The 13,966-nt window shown below is 41.8% G+C and carries 14 protein-coding genes; 7 read left to right on the plus strand and 7 right to left on the minus strand.

Going from position 1 to position 13,966, the window contains the following annotated elements:
* Positions 1-698: 698 nt before the first annotated feature.
* Positions 699-878, plus strand: coding sequence for a hypothetical protein (locus KE626_RS32380; RefSeq protein ID WP_145670808.1), 180 nt, complete (start codon positions 699-701; stop codon positions 876-878).
* Positions 879-1,142: 264 nt separating this feature from the next.
* Here KE626_RS32380 and KE626_RS32385 read toward each other — a convergent pair whose 3' ends face one another.
* From KE626_RS32385 to KE626_RS32395, 3 genes are all read right to left on the minus strand, one after another.
* Positions 1,143-1,301, minus strand: coding sequence for a hypothetical protein (locus tag KE626_RS32385; protein WP_168764094.1), 159 nt, complete (start codon positions 1,299-1,301; stop codon positions 1,143-1,145).
* Complete coding sequence (locus KE626_RS32390; protein ID WP_211977237.1) at positions 1,288-1,758, minus strand: PIN domain-containing protein; 471 nt, start codon at positions 1,756-1,758, stop codon at positions 1,288-1,290. The genes KE626_RS32385 and KE626_RS32390 overlap by 14 nt, the downstream gene beginning before the upstream one ends.
* 217 nt (positions 1,759-1,975) lie before the next feature.
* Positions 1,976-2,197, minus strand: a complete 222-nt coding sequence (locus KE626_RS32395) for a SymE family type I addiction module toxin (RefSeq protein ID WP_211977238.1) — start codon at positions 2,195-2,197, stop codon at positions 1,976-1,978.
* Between the two features lie 199 nt (positions 2,198-2,396).
* Here KE626_RS32395 and KE626_RS32400 point away from each other — a divergent pair, with 199 nt between their 5' ends.
* Positions 2,397-2,708, plus strand: a complete 312-nt coding sequence (locus KE626_RS32400) for a helix-turn-helix domain-containing protein (RefSeq protein ID WP_211977239.1) — start codon at positions 2,397-2,399, stop codon at positions 2,706-2,708.
* Positions 2,709-2,793: 85 nt separating this feature from the next.
* Here the strand turns inward: KE626_RS32400 and KE626_RS32405 are convergent, their stop codons facing one another.
* Both KE626_RS32405 and KE626_RS32410 read right to left on the minus strand, forming a co-directional pair.
* A complete protein-coding gene (locus KE626_RS32405) occupies positions 2,794-3,003 on the minus strand; it encodes a hypothetical protein (protein ID WP_145670804.1) in 210 nt (69 codons plus the stop codon).
* A gap of 48 nt (positions 3,004-3,051) precedes the next feature.
* Positions 3,052-3,825 carry a hypothetical protein gene (locus tag KE626_RS32410; protein ID WP_211977240.1) on the minus strand — a complete coding sequence of 258 codons (774 nt, stop codon included), beginning with the start codon at positions 3,823-3,825 and terminating at the stop codon, positions 3,052-3,054.
* Positions 3,826-4,352: 527 nt separating this feature from the next.
* On the opposite strand from KE626_RS32410, the gene KE626_RS32415 reads away from it, so the two are divergent.
* Complete coding sequence (locus KE626_RS32415) at positions 4,353-6,674, plus strand: nSTAND3 domain-containing NTPase (protein WP_211977241.1); 2,322 nt, start codon at positions 4,353-4,355, stop codon at positions 6,672-6,674.
* 473 nt (positions 6,675-7,147) lie between these two features.
* Here KE626_RS32415 and KE626_RS32420 read toward each other — a convergent pair whose 3' ends face one another.
* Complete coding sequence (locus tag KE626_RS32420; protein WP_211977242.1) at positions 7,148-8,824, minus strand: tyrosinase family protein; 1,677 nt, start codon at positions 8,822-8,824, stop codon at positions 7,148-7,150.
* Positions 8,825-8,826: 2 nt separating this feature from the next.
* On the minus strand, positions 8,827-9,222 hold the full coding sequence (locus tag KE626_RS32425; protein ID WP_211977243.1) for a hypothetical protein: 396 nt from the start codon (positions 9,220-9,222) through the stop codon (positions 8,827-8,829).
* A gap of 1,306 nt (positions 9,223-10,528) precedes the next feature.
* Between KE626_RS32425 and KE626_RS32430 the strand changes: the two genes are divergently transcribed.
* The 4 genes from KE626_RS32430 (at position 10,529) to KE626_RS32445 (ending at position 13,937) form a co-directional block, all read left to right on the plus strand.
* Positions 10,529-11,296, plus strand: a complete 768-nt coding sequence (locus KE626_RS32430; RefSeq protein WP_211977244.1) for a helix-turn-helix transcriptional regulator — start codon at positions 10,529-10,531, stop codon at positions 11,294-11,296.
* A gap of 38 nt (positions 11,297-11,334) precedes the next feature.
* Positions 11,335-11,967: a hypothetical protein gene (locus KE626_RS32435; protein WP_211977245.1), complete on the plus strand. Its 633-nt coding sequence runs from the start codon at positions 11,335-11,337 to the stop codon at positions 11,965-11,967.
* A 267-nt stretch (positions 11,968-12,234) separates the two neighbouring features.
* Entirely contained in the window at positions 12,235-13,146 is a 912-nt protein-coding gene (locus KE626_RS32440; RefSeq protein ID WP_211977246.1) for an ATP-binding cassette domain-containing protein, read from the plus strand.
* Positions 13,146-13,937 carry an ABC transporter permease gene (locus KE626_RS32445; RefSeq protein WP_211977247.1) on the plus strand — a complete coding sequence of 264 codons (792 nt, stop codon included), beginning with the start codon at positions 13,146-13,148 and terminating at the stop codon, positions 13,935-13,937. The genes KE626_RS32440 and KE626_RS32445 overlap by 1 nt, the downstream gene beginning before the upstream one ends.
* The last annotated feature ends 29 nt before the right edge of the window (positions 13,938-13,966 follow it).

The following is a 13,966-nucleotide window of genomic DNA, read 5'->3' on the forward strand; positions in this document are numbered from 1 at the left end:
TCCTGTCACCCTTTTTGCGCTCCCTCCGCCTTCGTTCGGGCAGCTCCCGGTCTGGCTAAGGGCTGTTTTTACAATTGGTGGCCTTTATGCCCGCCATCCCTCCGCTGCCCATTTTGTCCACCCCCGCCCGCCACCCCCGGCCTTTCATTTTTGATTTTGCCGTCCGCTGGCGCTCCCGGCCAGACATAGGTCGAAGGCGCGGCCTGCTGCGGCTCGCCCTCGCTTGGCCCTTCCGCTGCGCTCCAGGGCCTGCGCTCTGGCTGCCGCCGCAGCGGCCGGGGGTGGAAGGGCGGCGGGGGCGGGGCGACAGTAATCCTATTTAGCGGGAGATTATAGCTGCCCAACGTTTGTACCCTGATCAACAGCTGGGAGATGAACGGGGAGAATAAAGCGGAGATCATAATGGGACAGCATTTAAATGAAAAAAGCGAAAAAGAAGAAAGCAAAATTACCCAGCACCAGGTGGATCTACCAAAAGACTACGGCATAAAGCTTTAGAATATATTTTCAACATTTTATCCTGCACCAGCGACATCAAGCCATCGGACGACATCACCCACGCATTTATTCCGTTTCCTTTTGGTAGATCCACCTGCGCTGGGTGCGAAGATGGCTTTCTTTTTTTTCCTTTTTTCTTTTAAAAGCTGCCCCCGGGGGCGTTTGAACACCAACCTTTTAACCCCCTAAACGCAACCATTATGTTTTACATCAAAAAGTTTGTTACCTACTGGGCCATCTACAATTGTGCTAATGGCGCCAGCCGTTTGCTCACCACACGCGAGCAGGAAGCCGTTGCCCGGGAGTTTCCGGAGTTGGCCTGCCGGCAGGTCGTCATGGTGTACTTTGCAACCGTAAACAGCATAAAACTAATGCCGTAAACAGATAGGCCCGGGATCACCCCGGGCCTATCTGTTTACTTTCTTTAAAAAAGCGGTTCTTTCACGCTTCGCCGCCTCTGGACCGCGGCGGTTCTCTCAATGGATCGGCCCCGACCTTCCCCGGCACGCAGCCCCCGCACCTGGTTAAACAGGTGAATCATCATGAAACAGAAGCCTACCGGCACAGCAAAATATTGCTGATCTGCCATACTGGCAAGCCTTTACTAATGCTGTTGTGAATTTGGGAAAAAGAGGTGGGGAGGGTTAGCGCCTTTTTAGGGCTTTTTGTTCCAGGTGAAATTTTTCCCTGGCTTCTTTCAGGTCTTTCAACAATAAATCAGGATGGCCCCAGTACTTCAGGCTTAACTCTTCCCTGATTTTTCTTACTTCAGCCACTGCGTCATACTTTTTACTTTTTTTCATGGTCATTTGGCTTTAGGATTTCACGTGGGGTCCTGATTTCAATTATGCGGTACCCCATACGCAAATTTATAGAATTATACAGTTTAATCCGGTCAAGGTTTACAATATGTTTAAAGTTCCAGCTGGCGAGGATATCGGCACCGTGCAGCGTAGCCAGCGCGATGTGCAGTGCATCATTATAACATTTATTGCTCAAAGCTCCTTCCGCAATATAGGTTTCCGCCAGTTTAATCGCTTTGGGATGGCCTTTGATCTCAATCTTATAGCGGTTCGGAATTTCTGTTAATTTGGCCTTTACTTCATCTTTCGCGGGGTCCAGCTCCATCATCACTATATCAGACAAAAGCAGCTTTTTTATACCTAATCTGAACTCATTGAGCAGCGCGTTGCTGTGTTCTTTAAATTCCTTATCAAAACAACCTCCAATAACTGAGGTGTCAGTATAAACATGAATCATAAAAATGGTTGGAGAGGTTAAAAACAATGTTGCATTCCCGGTTTGTATTCTGTTGGGGTAACTATTAGAATACGGTTTTCGCTGCCGGACTAAGTCGGCGCTCTACGGTGTTTCATCAAATATGGTTTTGGGTTAACAGTTAATTGCCGGGTGTCCTGCGGGCGGCGGTTCATGATACAGTCCGCCCTCAGTCACCTGGTGTTCAGGTGGAGTTGTCCTATTTCTGCCAAAATGGTTTTTCGGGAGGCGCTTTGCGGGTAATTGTAATGATCAGTTTTCGGTTTTCAATAGCAATAGAGATGCTATCTCCAATGTCAAAGCCGGCTCTTTGCAGCCATATGCCGGATAGGTTTAACCACGGCACTTTTATCCAATGACAGAGGCGTTCCGAACTTTTATAATGTAGTTTGGCTTTTCGTTCATTTGGCTGGCTTTTCATAAAGTTGATTATTTTCTACAAATATAACTAAAATGTAGATAATTATAGTCTTTAAATGTCGTGTTTTGTAGATTTTTATGCCATTTTATTGTCATAAAAAGTTGATAGTAATCTACTTTTCCGGCTTTGTTAGTTCATCATGCTGCTTCTACTTCATATTAAATTTTAAATCAGTAGTTTAGCGCGAAAATCATCCATTATGACGTTTGGTGAAAAAGTTACCATAGCCAGAAAACAAAAAAAGTTAACACAGACGGAGCTGGCCGATGCGACTGGTACATCGCGGGATATTATAGGGAAGTATGAACGCGATGAATCAAAACCCTCAATTGAAATAGCTGCCAGAATTGCGGAAGTCCTGGAGAGTTCACTGGATTTTTTGATAAGAGATATTAACCGAGAAGACGCACTGGCGGAGAAAATCAAACAACTTTCGCCGATCAATAAAGAATATGTTATGGCTGTAATTGAAGCATTTGAAGCTAAAGAGAAATTACAGGGCAAAAGATAAAGGCTCCCGCTTGCGCGGAAGCCTTTACAACCAAACAAATCCCAAGGGTAACCACACCTTAGCCGGGAAACGATTTAAGAGCGGTCTAACCGCCTTCTTTTGACACTGCTGTCTGGCTGACCCCACTCATGACAGTACCGGCAACAGCGATATAACCGGCAATTTTGACGATGATCGCAGGGATAGCAGGAATGCCCATCAGGGCGCCGCTAATCGCTGTCAAGATCAAACCTATATTGCGCACCTTACTGAAAAAAGGTGGTGTTGATGCAGTGAGTCGTTGTGCAAGTTTCATACGCACAATTTTAGAGGTGAAGAAAAGCCGGCCCATACAGGCCGGTTATTATGGGTTTGGTGCTGCCGGTATACCGGAGATATCAACCAGTGCCAGCGCGTTATAAGCGCCGTTTTTAAGGCTATACAACGCCCCGTTAACTTGCTGGTAAAACTCAACACCCAAAGCCAGGAACAACGGCTTAGTAGTGTTGTCTGTCACGTTTACTGTCAAAGCCATGACGGCAGTTGCGGTGGCATCGATGGGCAATTCAGCGCTGGCCGCACTGCCATTGATGAACGTTTCCGCCTCGAAGTCGATTTCCGCACCAGCTGCCAAAACTTTGAAATGGGTAGCACCTGCAGGAGCGGCCACCATGTTGACAGGAACGAACGGCGGAATATCGACGATCAGGGTACCGGCAGCGCGATCAATGGCCGTGGAGAACGGGGCGTACAACGTACCGCCCAATCGGGCGTTACTGTTGAACTCAAAACCTTTGAGTAGCTCCGCCTCACCATCAATGACGTTGCGTTGGCCGCGTACATTGGTTGCATCTGCCTGGATCACCTTCACCATTTCACGGGTCAGGCGGGATGATATATAGCTATCCCCGATGTTCAGGAGCAGCGCCCGGAAGGCTGTACGTAACAGCTTACCGGCTTTGCCGGCACGACCGAATTCCGCACCGTTTTCACGGGTCCGGATAAACGCCGGATCTGTTGCGATCCGGCTGGCATCTACGCCGCCTTTCTCACGTGCCAGGTGTCCGGCTTTCGTTTTGTAAAAGGTGATATTGCCGATTGTTCCTTTCAGGGGGATGATTCCACTTTGTCTTGCCATATAGAAACAATTGAATGATAGAATGGGCTGTTTGCTTAGCCAAGCCCGTTAGGCTCACATCTGCGCAGGATGCTGTACTTTTGCGGTAACCACCCCAAACCTAAGCCGGTATTTTAACCCATAAAAATTTCCATTCCGATTATGCCATTTTCGCAGAAAATAATACCTAACCGCATAGTGATCTATGCAAAAGATGTGATGAATATCACTGGTAGGAGTGAGCGTACAGCTAGGAAGATCCTGCAACAGATACGAACGGTTTATAGAAAGAACAAAGGAGAACTTGTGACAGTCCATGAGTTTTGTAGGTTTACAGGGATCGAGCAACGGCTTATTAAAGATTTCCTATTGTGAGTTTGCTTTAAACCATTATGGTTTAACTTTTATTTTAAATTTAATATGTTTCGTATTGAATGAAAACAATGGATTTTGCCGTTGATTTTCAATATATTGCTATAGATATCCCTAATGCAAGAAAATAAATTCTGTTTTGCAGTTGGTACACACCAAAAGTATAACCATAAAGCATGAAATATAGACTTGATACAATTAACGACAAAGAATTTGAGATCCTTGCAAAGGATTTGCTAGAATCCGAATTAAAAATAAAGCTCCAGAATTTTCGTAGTGGTAAAGATAAAGGTGTTGATTTACGATATGCTGGTAATCATGAGAATGAAATAATAGTACAGGCAAAGCATTACATAAAATCAACATTCTCCGACCTTAGGACCGCTTTGAGGGCAGAGAGGGATAAATTAGAGAAGCTTTCCCCCAAGCCTAACAGATATATTTTGTTTACTTCATTTGATTTAAATACCGGGCAGACAGATGAGATAGTCAAGATGTTTCATCCTTTACTAAAGAATTCTCAGGACGTCTTTGGGATGTCTAGGATCCAGGAAATGATCGCGAACAACAGTTCTATTGAAGAAAAACACTATAAGTTGTGGCTTACTAGCACAAACATACTTCAACGAATATTGCATAATGGAGTAAAAGGACGATCTGAGTATGTGGAAGCAAAAATAATTCGGAGATCTAGGCTATTTGTACCTACAGAAGACTTTTCTCTTGCACTCAAGACATTAGTAGAAAATCGGGTTTTGATTATTACTGGCGAACCAGGCGTTGGTAAGACGACAATAGCACATCAGCTCATTTATGATAATTTAGCGAAAGGATTTGAATTAATCGTTGCTGATAATAAACTTGAAGATGCCGAAAATTTATTATCTCCAGATCCTGAAAAAAAACAAGTGGTATTCTTTGATGACTTTTTGGGTGCTAACATTTATGAGGTACTCAATCCAAGAAATACACAAACTAAGATTGTTAATTTCATTGAGCGAATTCAGCATAGTCCCAATAAGCTTTTGATAATGACAACCAGGACAACTATTCTTAATCAGGCAATCCGACATTATGAGAAGTTTAAGAAGATTGGAACAGAGGAGTCTCTTAAGTATGAAGTGAGGATTAGAAATTATTCGAAAGTAAGTAAAGCACATATCCTTTATAATCACATTTATCACGCTTTATCTACCAATTATCACGACGTTTTCTTCACAGAGAGATTTTATCATCAGATTATTGGTCATCAGAATTTTTTTCCACGTCTTATTGAGTTTATAACAACGGAAAGCCAGTTTAAGAATAAAACAGCGGAAGAGGCAAAGTCCTTCATTCAACGAAGTTTGGATAATCCGAGCGAGATATGGGAGTATGCTTACAGGGAGCAGTTAGATGAAGTGGACCAATTTATGCTTTGTACAATCTTTAGTTTTGCCGGTAGTAAGTTTACGGAAGTGGAATTGCGAGATGCCTTCAATAGCCGGTATGACTATGAGATTCTGAGGAACGGACACAAACGAAAGGTTGATGCTTTTGAGGGAGGGTTGAAGAAATTGTCTGGAGGCTTTATAATAATGATATGGCATCCTGGGGAAAATATTCGCACTGTTAATTTATTTAATCCGTCTATCGCCGATTTTCTACTCAATTATATTAAGAATCGGCCTGACGAAATGGACAGAATTTTCTTTTCGGCAAGATTTTTTGAGCAGATAACAGGATATTTTAAGAGAGGAGGGGATTATTTTAATATTCCGGATGATCGTTGTGAAGATTATTACAAAGTATTTCGGGAAAGATCTCAACAAATGTTGCTACTTGGGGGTTCCAAGGGAAGCAAGCAGCTTACAATTCTATTTGTTTTTGCCACACAGTTCCAAAAATATTGTAGTGAAAAGGAGATGTTTGATCTTATCGCAGAGGTAGATACTTCAAACACTGATATAGATTTTACAATGTTTTCAACAGTGCTGAATTTTGTAGTTGGATTCCCCACAATTGAAAAACTAATTAATTCTGAATGGCGTCAATTTTTAGCCTTAGGCATTCAAATCGCGGGGGATGTTGATGAAGTAGCAGCATGTTTGAAAGTATTTGAGAAATATGGGATTACAAAAGACATGTTCGAGGGAGAGAAAGAATTTATGGAAATACTTGCAAGTGAGGCTAATCTTAAGTTTCAAGTATGGATAGATGATATTGATTTTGGCCGACATAAAGATTTGGTGTCAAGAGATTCTGGCTATTTTGAGTATAATACAGGTATAGTTGAGGATGAAATAAACGATACATTTAGTGAATTTTTGGAAGCATGTTCTTTGTCGGAGTACAGAGATCATTTATGGGAGAGTATAGAATTTGATGCGTATCGAATAATAGACAAGCTTGTCGAGGAATGGGGAAGAGATGATGATGATTATGATCGTTCAAGAACTTTTAGAAGCGAAAGAATAGAGAATCCTGATGATGAAATTAATAATCTTTTTGACCGCTGAATTTATTAGATCGCATGGTTAAGTGAAATCCGATCCCTGTTAAAAGCATATATATAGTATTATTTTCTAGTTGAATGTTTATTTTACTCTAAATTGATCAGATTTAGCACGGCTTTTCGTACCTTTGTACTGTTTACAAGTTCTTTCAAACTCCCACAAAGTAAGCTATTTCGCGAGTCTACAAAATCGTCTACAGTAGCTTGTAAATCCTTTAGAAGCGGCGGCAATTAAGCCTTTGATATAGTCCCAGCGGGATCACAAGCAACTTTTAAAACCTGCACAATGGTCGCAGGTTTTTTGTTTTTAATCGAGCGTTTAATGCTATATATCCAGCAATTTTTATGATGATAACGGGGATCGCAGGGATACCCATCAGCGCACTACTAATAATTTGGTGCTCCATAAAAAAGAGGGCATCTCCTGTGCTTTTGCAAACATAGCAGACACCCTCTTTATTTTCATCAACAGGAATATTATCTTACCTCCAATTTATAAGGAGGCGTATCCGCTGCAACCAATGTCCTGAACTGTTTAAAGCGTTCTGTATTCTGTTTCTCACGGCCAAAAATTTCCAGGTGAAATTTCATTCCGCTGACCTCTTCCTCCGTGTACTGGTTCAGACTAACGACTCCGGATATTCCCAGGTGTGCCTGGCAATTAGCACAACCACCAACATCCCAGCGGCTCAGCACAGACTGATAACCGACAAGATATCTTTTATCATCCCCTTTGGTGGCATATACACCAACAATAAATGAGCCTTTAATACCTCCTCTGCTAAGCCCTGATATATAGAGATGCAGATCGCTTCGCTTTGAATCAACAGCCCTGGCAGCTCTTGCAGCTGCAACCACATCGTTTTGCGACAATGAGCCATCGCTATAGGTGTAATTCAGCTGTGATTCAATATTTATGCAATCTTCTGATGTGAAATAGGTAGTACCTGTTTTTATAAACGGTTTCAGCGCAGTTGTCATAGTCAGTGTTTCATTCTCCGTTTGCCCGTTGGCAGGGCCTTGTCCGTTGCCGCCATTGAAACCATTTGAGGTACCCGGATCTGCGGAGTCTTCGATGATGTCAAAACGTTCTGTAAAACCCTGCTTTTGCTGCCATAACCAAAACACACGATCTATATTACAGTGGTGAAAAAAGAAGATAGGATCCAGTCCTGCCGTATCATTCTCACCCATATCACCATTTGCATCCGGTAGCTGAGATAAATCATAGCCTCCGTTATTTATGCCCTTAGGAAGATTAAAACCACCAACTGCCAAATGAATATCGTTGTGCGGATGCTCCAGTGCAGTGTACCCTTTACCATAATAAGCAGCAGATTGCGTATTGGAAAATATCGTATAAATAGGCGCGTCAAGACAATCACTGAATGCCTTTGCTATACCTGCCGGTCGTGGTGTCCCGCCGTCTCCTGCGCCACATCCGGGTATATAGTAAGTCACATTATTAAGCCATTGTAATACATTCGCATTCAGCAAGGCAATATTGGCGTTAGGATCAAAGAAATTGGCATTATACGCGTAAGTATTGGCCTGGGCCTGCGGCGTGCCCACAAGGCCAGACAGTGGGTATCTTACTGTTTGGTAACCTTGTGGTTTGCTATAAACTGAGTCGTCATTGTTTACCTGGTCAGTTATTTTTGTAGGGAGAATAAATGAGGCCAGCGGATTGTCGATGGCATTATTATCATCAGGTACAATTCCCTTATCACGCAAACACTGTGGGAACTCTCCCTTGAATGTAAACTTCGGAGCGGTAAGTGCACGCGGTATGCCATATGTAGTTGAATAGGAATCTGTCTCGTCCCAATAGGGTTGCATCACATCTTCACAACCAGGAGCGGTCTGCAGGGCTTTTTCCAGCATGTATACATATACCCTATGCCAGGTGGGGAAAAGCACATTCTGGTGATTACAGTAGCCCCCCCACCATTCCGGGTTTGTAGCGCCTTCTCCGGCAAATGGTTCTCCGTGATACCCACCTATCATAAAATAGGAGTTAGGATCAGTAGGTGGTAATGCTTTAATATAAGCCCATGCTGTCATCAGTTTTTCCAGATCATTATTGATGCCTGCATCATAGTCATTCTGAATTTCAATTATAGAGCGGCGAACGCCTGTGCCATTTCTTGTCATAGTTAAGCAATTTTATGTTTCTTATGAATAAGTTTCAAGGATACATGGGGGAAATTATTCAGTAAAGATCCTGTCAGGATCATGCCAACGCCCGCAACCAGCGACCATTGCGTGCCAGGGAAGAATGCGCGGCTGCTCATGATAAAAACCGCACCCAGCGTGCTGATAATGAAAGGCAGGTATCCTGCCACTCTTATCCGTTTATACAAAAAGAAAAGATGTATCGCCAGGAAGATCATCATTACAGGCAGCAGCCATTTCATATAAGGTAGCTTCGCCAATCCCAGGCTACCGAACATACTCATATAAACAGCCCAGCACATAGGACATTTTGGAAAAAAAGCAATCAGGATGCTCAATATGACCGAAGGTACACTCCTGGCTGTTTTCGATGACATCGTCCCCGATGATTGCTGCTCATCGGAATGCCTGGCATGGCAATTACAAGTGTTGCATTCATTTAAATTTTCCATATCCTGTATTAATATTGTAAAAGGAAAGGCCGAAAGATATTCCTACGTAATCCAGCCACAGACAGGGATTTCAAAGACGCAGCAGGGGCCATCTCTGCAATAGTTACTATGAAAGAAATAGGGGACACCATTTTTCATAAGACAACATTTATGGATAGTACAATTAGTATACTCATGCACGGTGAGAAATCAGGGAACGGGAAAGGCAGCAGCATGGCTTCGCCAGAAACACGCTATGCATGCCGGTTCAGTCAGGAAAATAAATTCAGGTAATTGCAACAATGCAAAACACTGGCATCAATACGCGGGTATTTATAATGAAAAGGGCTGTGGGTTTTGGTTATATGAGGTTTAAAATGTCATACAAAAATGCTATGATTAAATACTTACGTTGAATCATTCAAATAATGCTGTTAGCTTTTTGACGATCGGTGATAGCCGAAGCTATTAAAAAATAATTAATCCTCAAATTTTTTTTTTGTCTTTTTAATAGGAAGGTATGCTAACTATTATTATGGAGTATCAGGTTTTTTTATAGTCGGGATAATGATTTTCGGAGATGATGCAGTAATAATTATGCAGAAAATAGTTGCGTGTAACATATACAGTAGTATTGGTGTTTTTGACATGTACTTTGTACTGTTTAGATCTGAACCATGGAACTGAAAGCATCCCGATTATTATTGGGTACCTCTGAGAAAAGAATGTGTGCTTACCTATCCTTATATGCAGCATTTGGGTATTCTATTGAATGATTATAAAGCCACTACACCATTTATGTAGAGGCCTCATAATAATTTACGCGTTTTGACTATACTATTAAGGAAGATCGACCCTGGCTTCCCGATGCTATTTGTTTATGATCACTTTTCCGATCAGTATCTTTCCCATAGTAGTGCTTCGGATTTGCGTTGCAAAGTTAAAATAAATTTTAGCCAGGCTTGGGAGACTAAAAGTAAAAAGATCAAGGTGGTGTAAGTAACAATGACTTTTCATACAGGAGAACATATTGGATGACTGTGCTTACAGATTTTAAGGCGCCTAGTCTGAAAGATAGTTTAGTAACGGCCACGGATAATCTGAAATAGTCCCAAGGGGATTTATCAAAGGAAATTAAAGTCGCTTAAATCCTACGATTTACGCAGCTCCCTCTGGTTCAATAGCTATTTGCCTAATCTCCCTGATTCATGTACCTTTATTACGGTATCCTTCAAACACAAACTTATACGGCATGGAACAACCACTATTATTTTTTTCGACCGGTTACTTTGTATATATAGGTCGTGCTGTCGATACCGTTGTTCACGAGCATCATGCTTTACAGATTGCCATCACTTTTGAGGATAAAATAGAGATCATCTCATCGGGTTCAGTTATTAAACAGAAGGCGGTTATCATCGACTCCGATGAACCACATGAATGCAGAACTCACAACAATACATTTCTACTAATCAATATTGATCCGGAATCTAAAATAGGAACGGGCCTTAAGAAGACTTATCTGTCTGACAAAAAACTGGCGGCGTTACCGGAAGCAATCGTAGAAGAGTTATTGGAAGAAATAAAGCCGTTGCTGTCAGATAACACAAACGTCGACAGTATTTTTAACATGACCCTCCAATTTCTCAGGAAACTTTCAAATACGGAGGGGAATGAGGATATGGATGACAGGATCGCCAAGGTCCTGGAAGTGCTTCAACAGCCCGGACATATGCCCTTAAAGATTAAGGATTTATCGACCATCGTCTATCTTTCTCCCAGTCGGCTTATTCACTTATTTACGACGCAGGTAGGTATTCCGATCAGGAAATATATCCTATGGGTCAGGCTTTTAACGGCGCTGCAATACATCATTAACGCCAGGGCTATCACAGATGCCGCCCTCGAAGCTGGTTTTGCCGACGCCCCACACTTCAACCGGACGTTCAAACGGATGTTCGGGCTGGCTCCTTCGTTTTTATTGAAGAATAGCCAAATCGTACAAGCCTATGTGAAGTAACCGTGAGATCTTTGCATGAAGTAAATCAAACTTATTTTATGTACGCAATTAATCATGCTGCAACCGCTTTGTTGTTAAGAAAAAAGGAATCAACACTGCCGTTGCTTCCACTATTGATATCTGTGCAATTGGTGGAAATATTATGGGTGCTTTTCAATTATCTTGGTTGGGAACATTTTTCCGTTTCCAATGGCAGCATTCATCTCGACTTTCTGCCTTATTCCCATTCAATTTTTTCAGGAGTTGTTGCGGCACTGCTTTCATTTTGTATGATCAACTGGGGCTATCACAATAGGAAACTCGCTGTGGCTTTTGCTATTGGTGTTTTGTCGCATGTTATCATTGATCTGATCTTCCATGATAAGGATATTCAGCTATCGCCTTTCTCTGCCACGCCGGTTTGGGGATTTGGAATTATCGATTACCCTATTCTGAATTTCATTATTGAATTTGCGTATGGTATATTTTGCTGGTGGTATTTTAAGGGTAGTAAAGCGTTGCTTTGGGTAATCATTGTGTTCAATGTAATTGATCTGCCGATCATGTTAGCACATGGTGATTCGCTGACGCCTTTTATGCGGTATCCATTTCTTTTGCCATCAGTCATATTATTTCAGATACTTATTACCTGGTACTTCGTTTATCGTTATGCAAATTCGAAACGCGCGTAACGTCCAGCCAGTTAATTGAAATTTAGTCTTCCTCAGAGATGAAATTCATAAATGGAATTTTTATGGCACGTTCTTCCAGATTGTTTTTCGCTATGTGGCCAATATTAATAATACTCAACTATGGAATTACGCCGTTAAAAAAACAACATGGTCCCGATAGAAATTTGGCCCTGTAAAAAGTAAGTTCGTCACAAATTTGGCTGAGTTGGACACAATTATTTCCTGGAAATTGAGTTTTGCATTTCTTTGATTGAAATTAGAATATTGATGGGAAGATTTATTATAGAGACTAATGATTTAAGTTTTGGCTATGATAAGAAGGTCCCCGTGTTTGATAAGATCAACCTGCAAGTTGAAGCTTCGGCTATTTACGGCTTTATGGGGCCTAATGGTGCCGGGAAAACTACTCTGATCAGGCTCTTGCTTGGATTGTTGCCACATGAAACAGGGCAGATCACCCTATTTGGGAAGCATTTGGCTGGTAACAGGATTGATATTTTGTCAAGGCTGGGTTGTTTGGTAGAGCAGCCCTCCTTATATGAGAACCTGACAGGGAGGGATAATATCCGTATTAACTGCATGGTAAGGGGACTTCCCAAAAATAAGCTCCATACCGTGCTTAAAATGGTAGGTCTTACTGATGCCGCCGACAAACGGGTTGATACCTATTCTCTTGGAATGAAGCAGCGGCTCGGTCTTGCAATTGCATTGCTTCCGGAACCAGAGCTGTTGGTGCTCGATGAGCCAGTGAATGGCCTCGATCCTACCGGAATTATTGAGATCAGGGAATTATTGATCCACCTAAACAAAGAATATGGAACAACTATATTCCTTTCGAGCCACCTGTTGTCTGAACTTGAAAAGCTTGTTACCCATATCGGCATATTGCGAAAGGGAGAACTGGTGTTCCAGGGTAGCGCTGTGGAGCTGGAAGCTGTACAACGACAACAATCTGTTGTAGTTGTTGATACCAGTAATAACCAGGAGTGTTTTTTATTGCTGAAAAATGATCAACCGGTGATCTCCTTAAAAGCCGACAGGTTGATTGTGCCCTACCGGGATAAAATGGAAGTCGGTGAATTATGCAAAAAGATCATGCTGGCCGGTTTGAATATATATGAGGTTAAGGTAGTACATCATGATCTGGAAGATGTATTTATGAAATTAACAAGTAACTAATGACTGGATTCTGGCCCTCATTTTTAGTGGAGATCATAAAGATCAAAAATTCCTTTGCCAAATGGCTGATTTTGTTGGGAGCATCTTTAATGCCGGCATTTGTTGCTTTCGTTGCGCTGAATAAATGGAAGCAGCTTGTAAAGGAGATTCATGATAATCCCTGGCCGCTTTTTTCAGAAATGTCATGGAAAGGGATGGCTTTTTTTTACTCCGTGTTTTTTATCGTGCTGCTGGTTTGTTTGTACTTTAATATTGAATATAAAAATAACACCTGGAAACATGTATTTACTTTGCCCATTAAAAAGGGACAAGTATATGTAAACAAGCTATTGGCTGTGGTTGTGTTCGTGGTTTGTTATTATATTTTGTTTGTTCCTTTTTGGATAATCCTCGGATATTTACTTGGTGCCATCAGGCCTCAGCTGCAACTTATCACACATACGCCTGATCTGGAGTTGTTGTTCTTGAATTGTTTTCATTCTGTTATTTCTTCTCTGAGTATTATAGCCATTCATATTTGGTTAAGTATAAGATTTAAAAATATGATCATTCCCATCGGGTTTGCTGTCTTTTGTTCAATCGTGATGGTCGCCCTTTTTCAAGGTGGTGCAGAGGAAGTTAAATATTTCCCGTATGCTTATCACTATTTGTCAATTTCGAGGCCTCCTTTTTTTCATGAATCAAAATGGGGGCCATTGCCGCAACATGAATGGTACAGTCTTGGGTACTTTTTTGTGTTTACCATGTTGGGGTATTGGGACTTTACCAGGAAGTTCTCCGGGAATAAGTGAAGTTTGTGCTACCTAAAAAGCAAAAAAAG

It is taken from the genome of Chitinophaga hostae (assembly GCF_018224885.1).
Taxonomy (GTDB): Bacteria; Bacteroidota; Bacteroidia; order Chitinophagales; family Chitinophagaceae; genus Chitinophaga; species Chitinophaga hostae.

Bases quoted from the DNA above. Each gene is read 5' to 3' on its own strand.
- KE626_RS32380 (WP_145670808.1), top strand. From the start codon at position 699: ATGTTTTACATCAAAAAGTTTGTTACCTACTGGGCCATCTACAATTGT.
- KE626_RS32385 (WP_168764094.1), bottom strand. From the start codon at position 1,301: ATGAAAAAAAGTAAAAAGTATGACGCAGTGGCTGAAGTAAGAAAAATC.
- KE626_RS32390 (WP_211977237.1), bottom strand. From the start codon at position 1,758: ATGATTCATGTTTATACTGACACCTCAGTTATTGGAGGTTGTTTTGAT.
- KE626_RS32395 (WP_211977238.1), bottom strand. From the start codon at position 2,197: ATGAAAAGCCAGCCAAATGAACGAAAAGCCAAACTACATTATAAAAGT.
- KE626_RS32400 (WP_211977239.1), top strand. From the start codon at position 2,397: ATGACGTTTGGTGAAAAAGTTACCATAGCCAGAAAACAAAAAAAGTTA.
- KE626_RS32405 (WP_145670804.1), bottom strand. From the start codon at position 3,003: ATGAAACTTGCACAACGACTCACTGCATCAACACCACCTTTTTTCAGT.
- KE626_RS32410 (WP_211977240.1), bottom strand. From the start codon at position 3,825: ATGGCAAGACAAAGTGGAATCATCCCCCTGAAAGGAACAATCGGCAAT.
- KE626_RS32415 (WP_211977241.1), top strand. From the start codon at position 4,353: ATGAAATATAGACTTGATACAATTAACGACAAAGAATTTGAGATCCTT.
- KE626_RS32420 (WP_211977242.1), bottom strand. From the start codon at position 8,824: ATGACAAGAAATGGCACAGGCGTTCGCCGCTCTATAATTGAAATTCAG.
- KE626_RS32425 (WP_211977243.1), bottom strand. From the start codon at position 9,222: ATGTCATCGAAAACAGCCAGGAGTGTACCTTCGGTCATATTGAGCATC.
- KE626_RS32430 (WP_211977244.1), top strand. From the start codon at position 10,529: ATGGAACAACCACTATTATTTTTTTCGACCGGTTACTTTGTATATATA.
- KE626_RS32435 (WP_211977245.1), top strand. From the start codon at position 11,335: ATGTACGCAATTAATCATGCTGCAACCGCTTTGTTGTTAAGAAAAAAG.
- KE626_RS32440 (WP_211977246.1), top strand. From the start codon at position 12,235: ATGGGAAGATTTATTATAGAGACTAATGATTTAAGTTTTGGCTATGAT.
- KE626_RS32445 (WP_211977247.1), top strand. From the start codon at position 13,146: ATGACTGGATTCTGGCCCTCATTTTTAGTGGAGATCATAAAGATCAAA.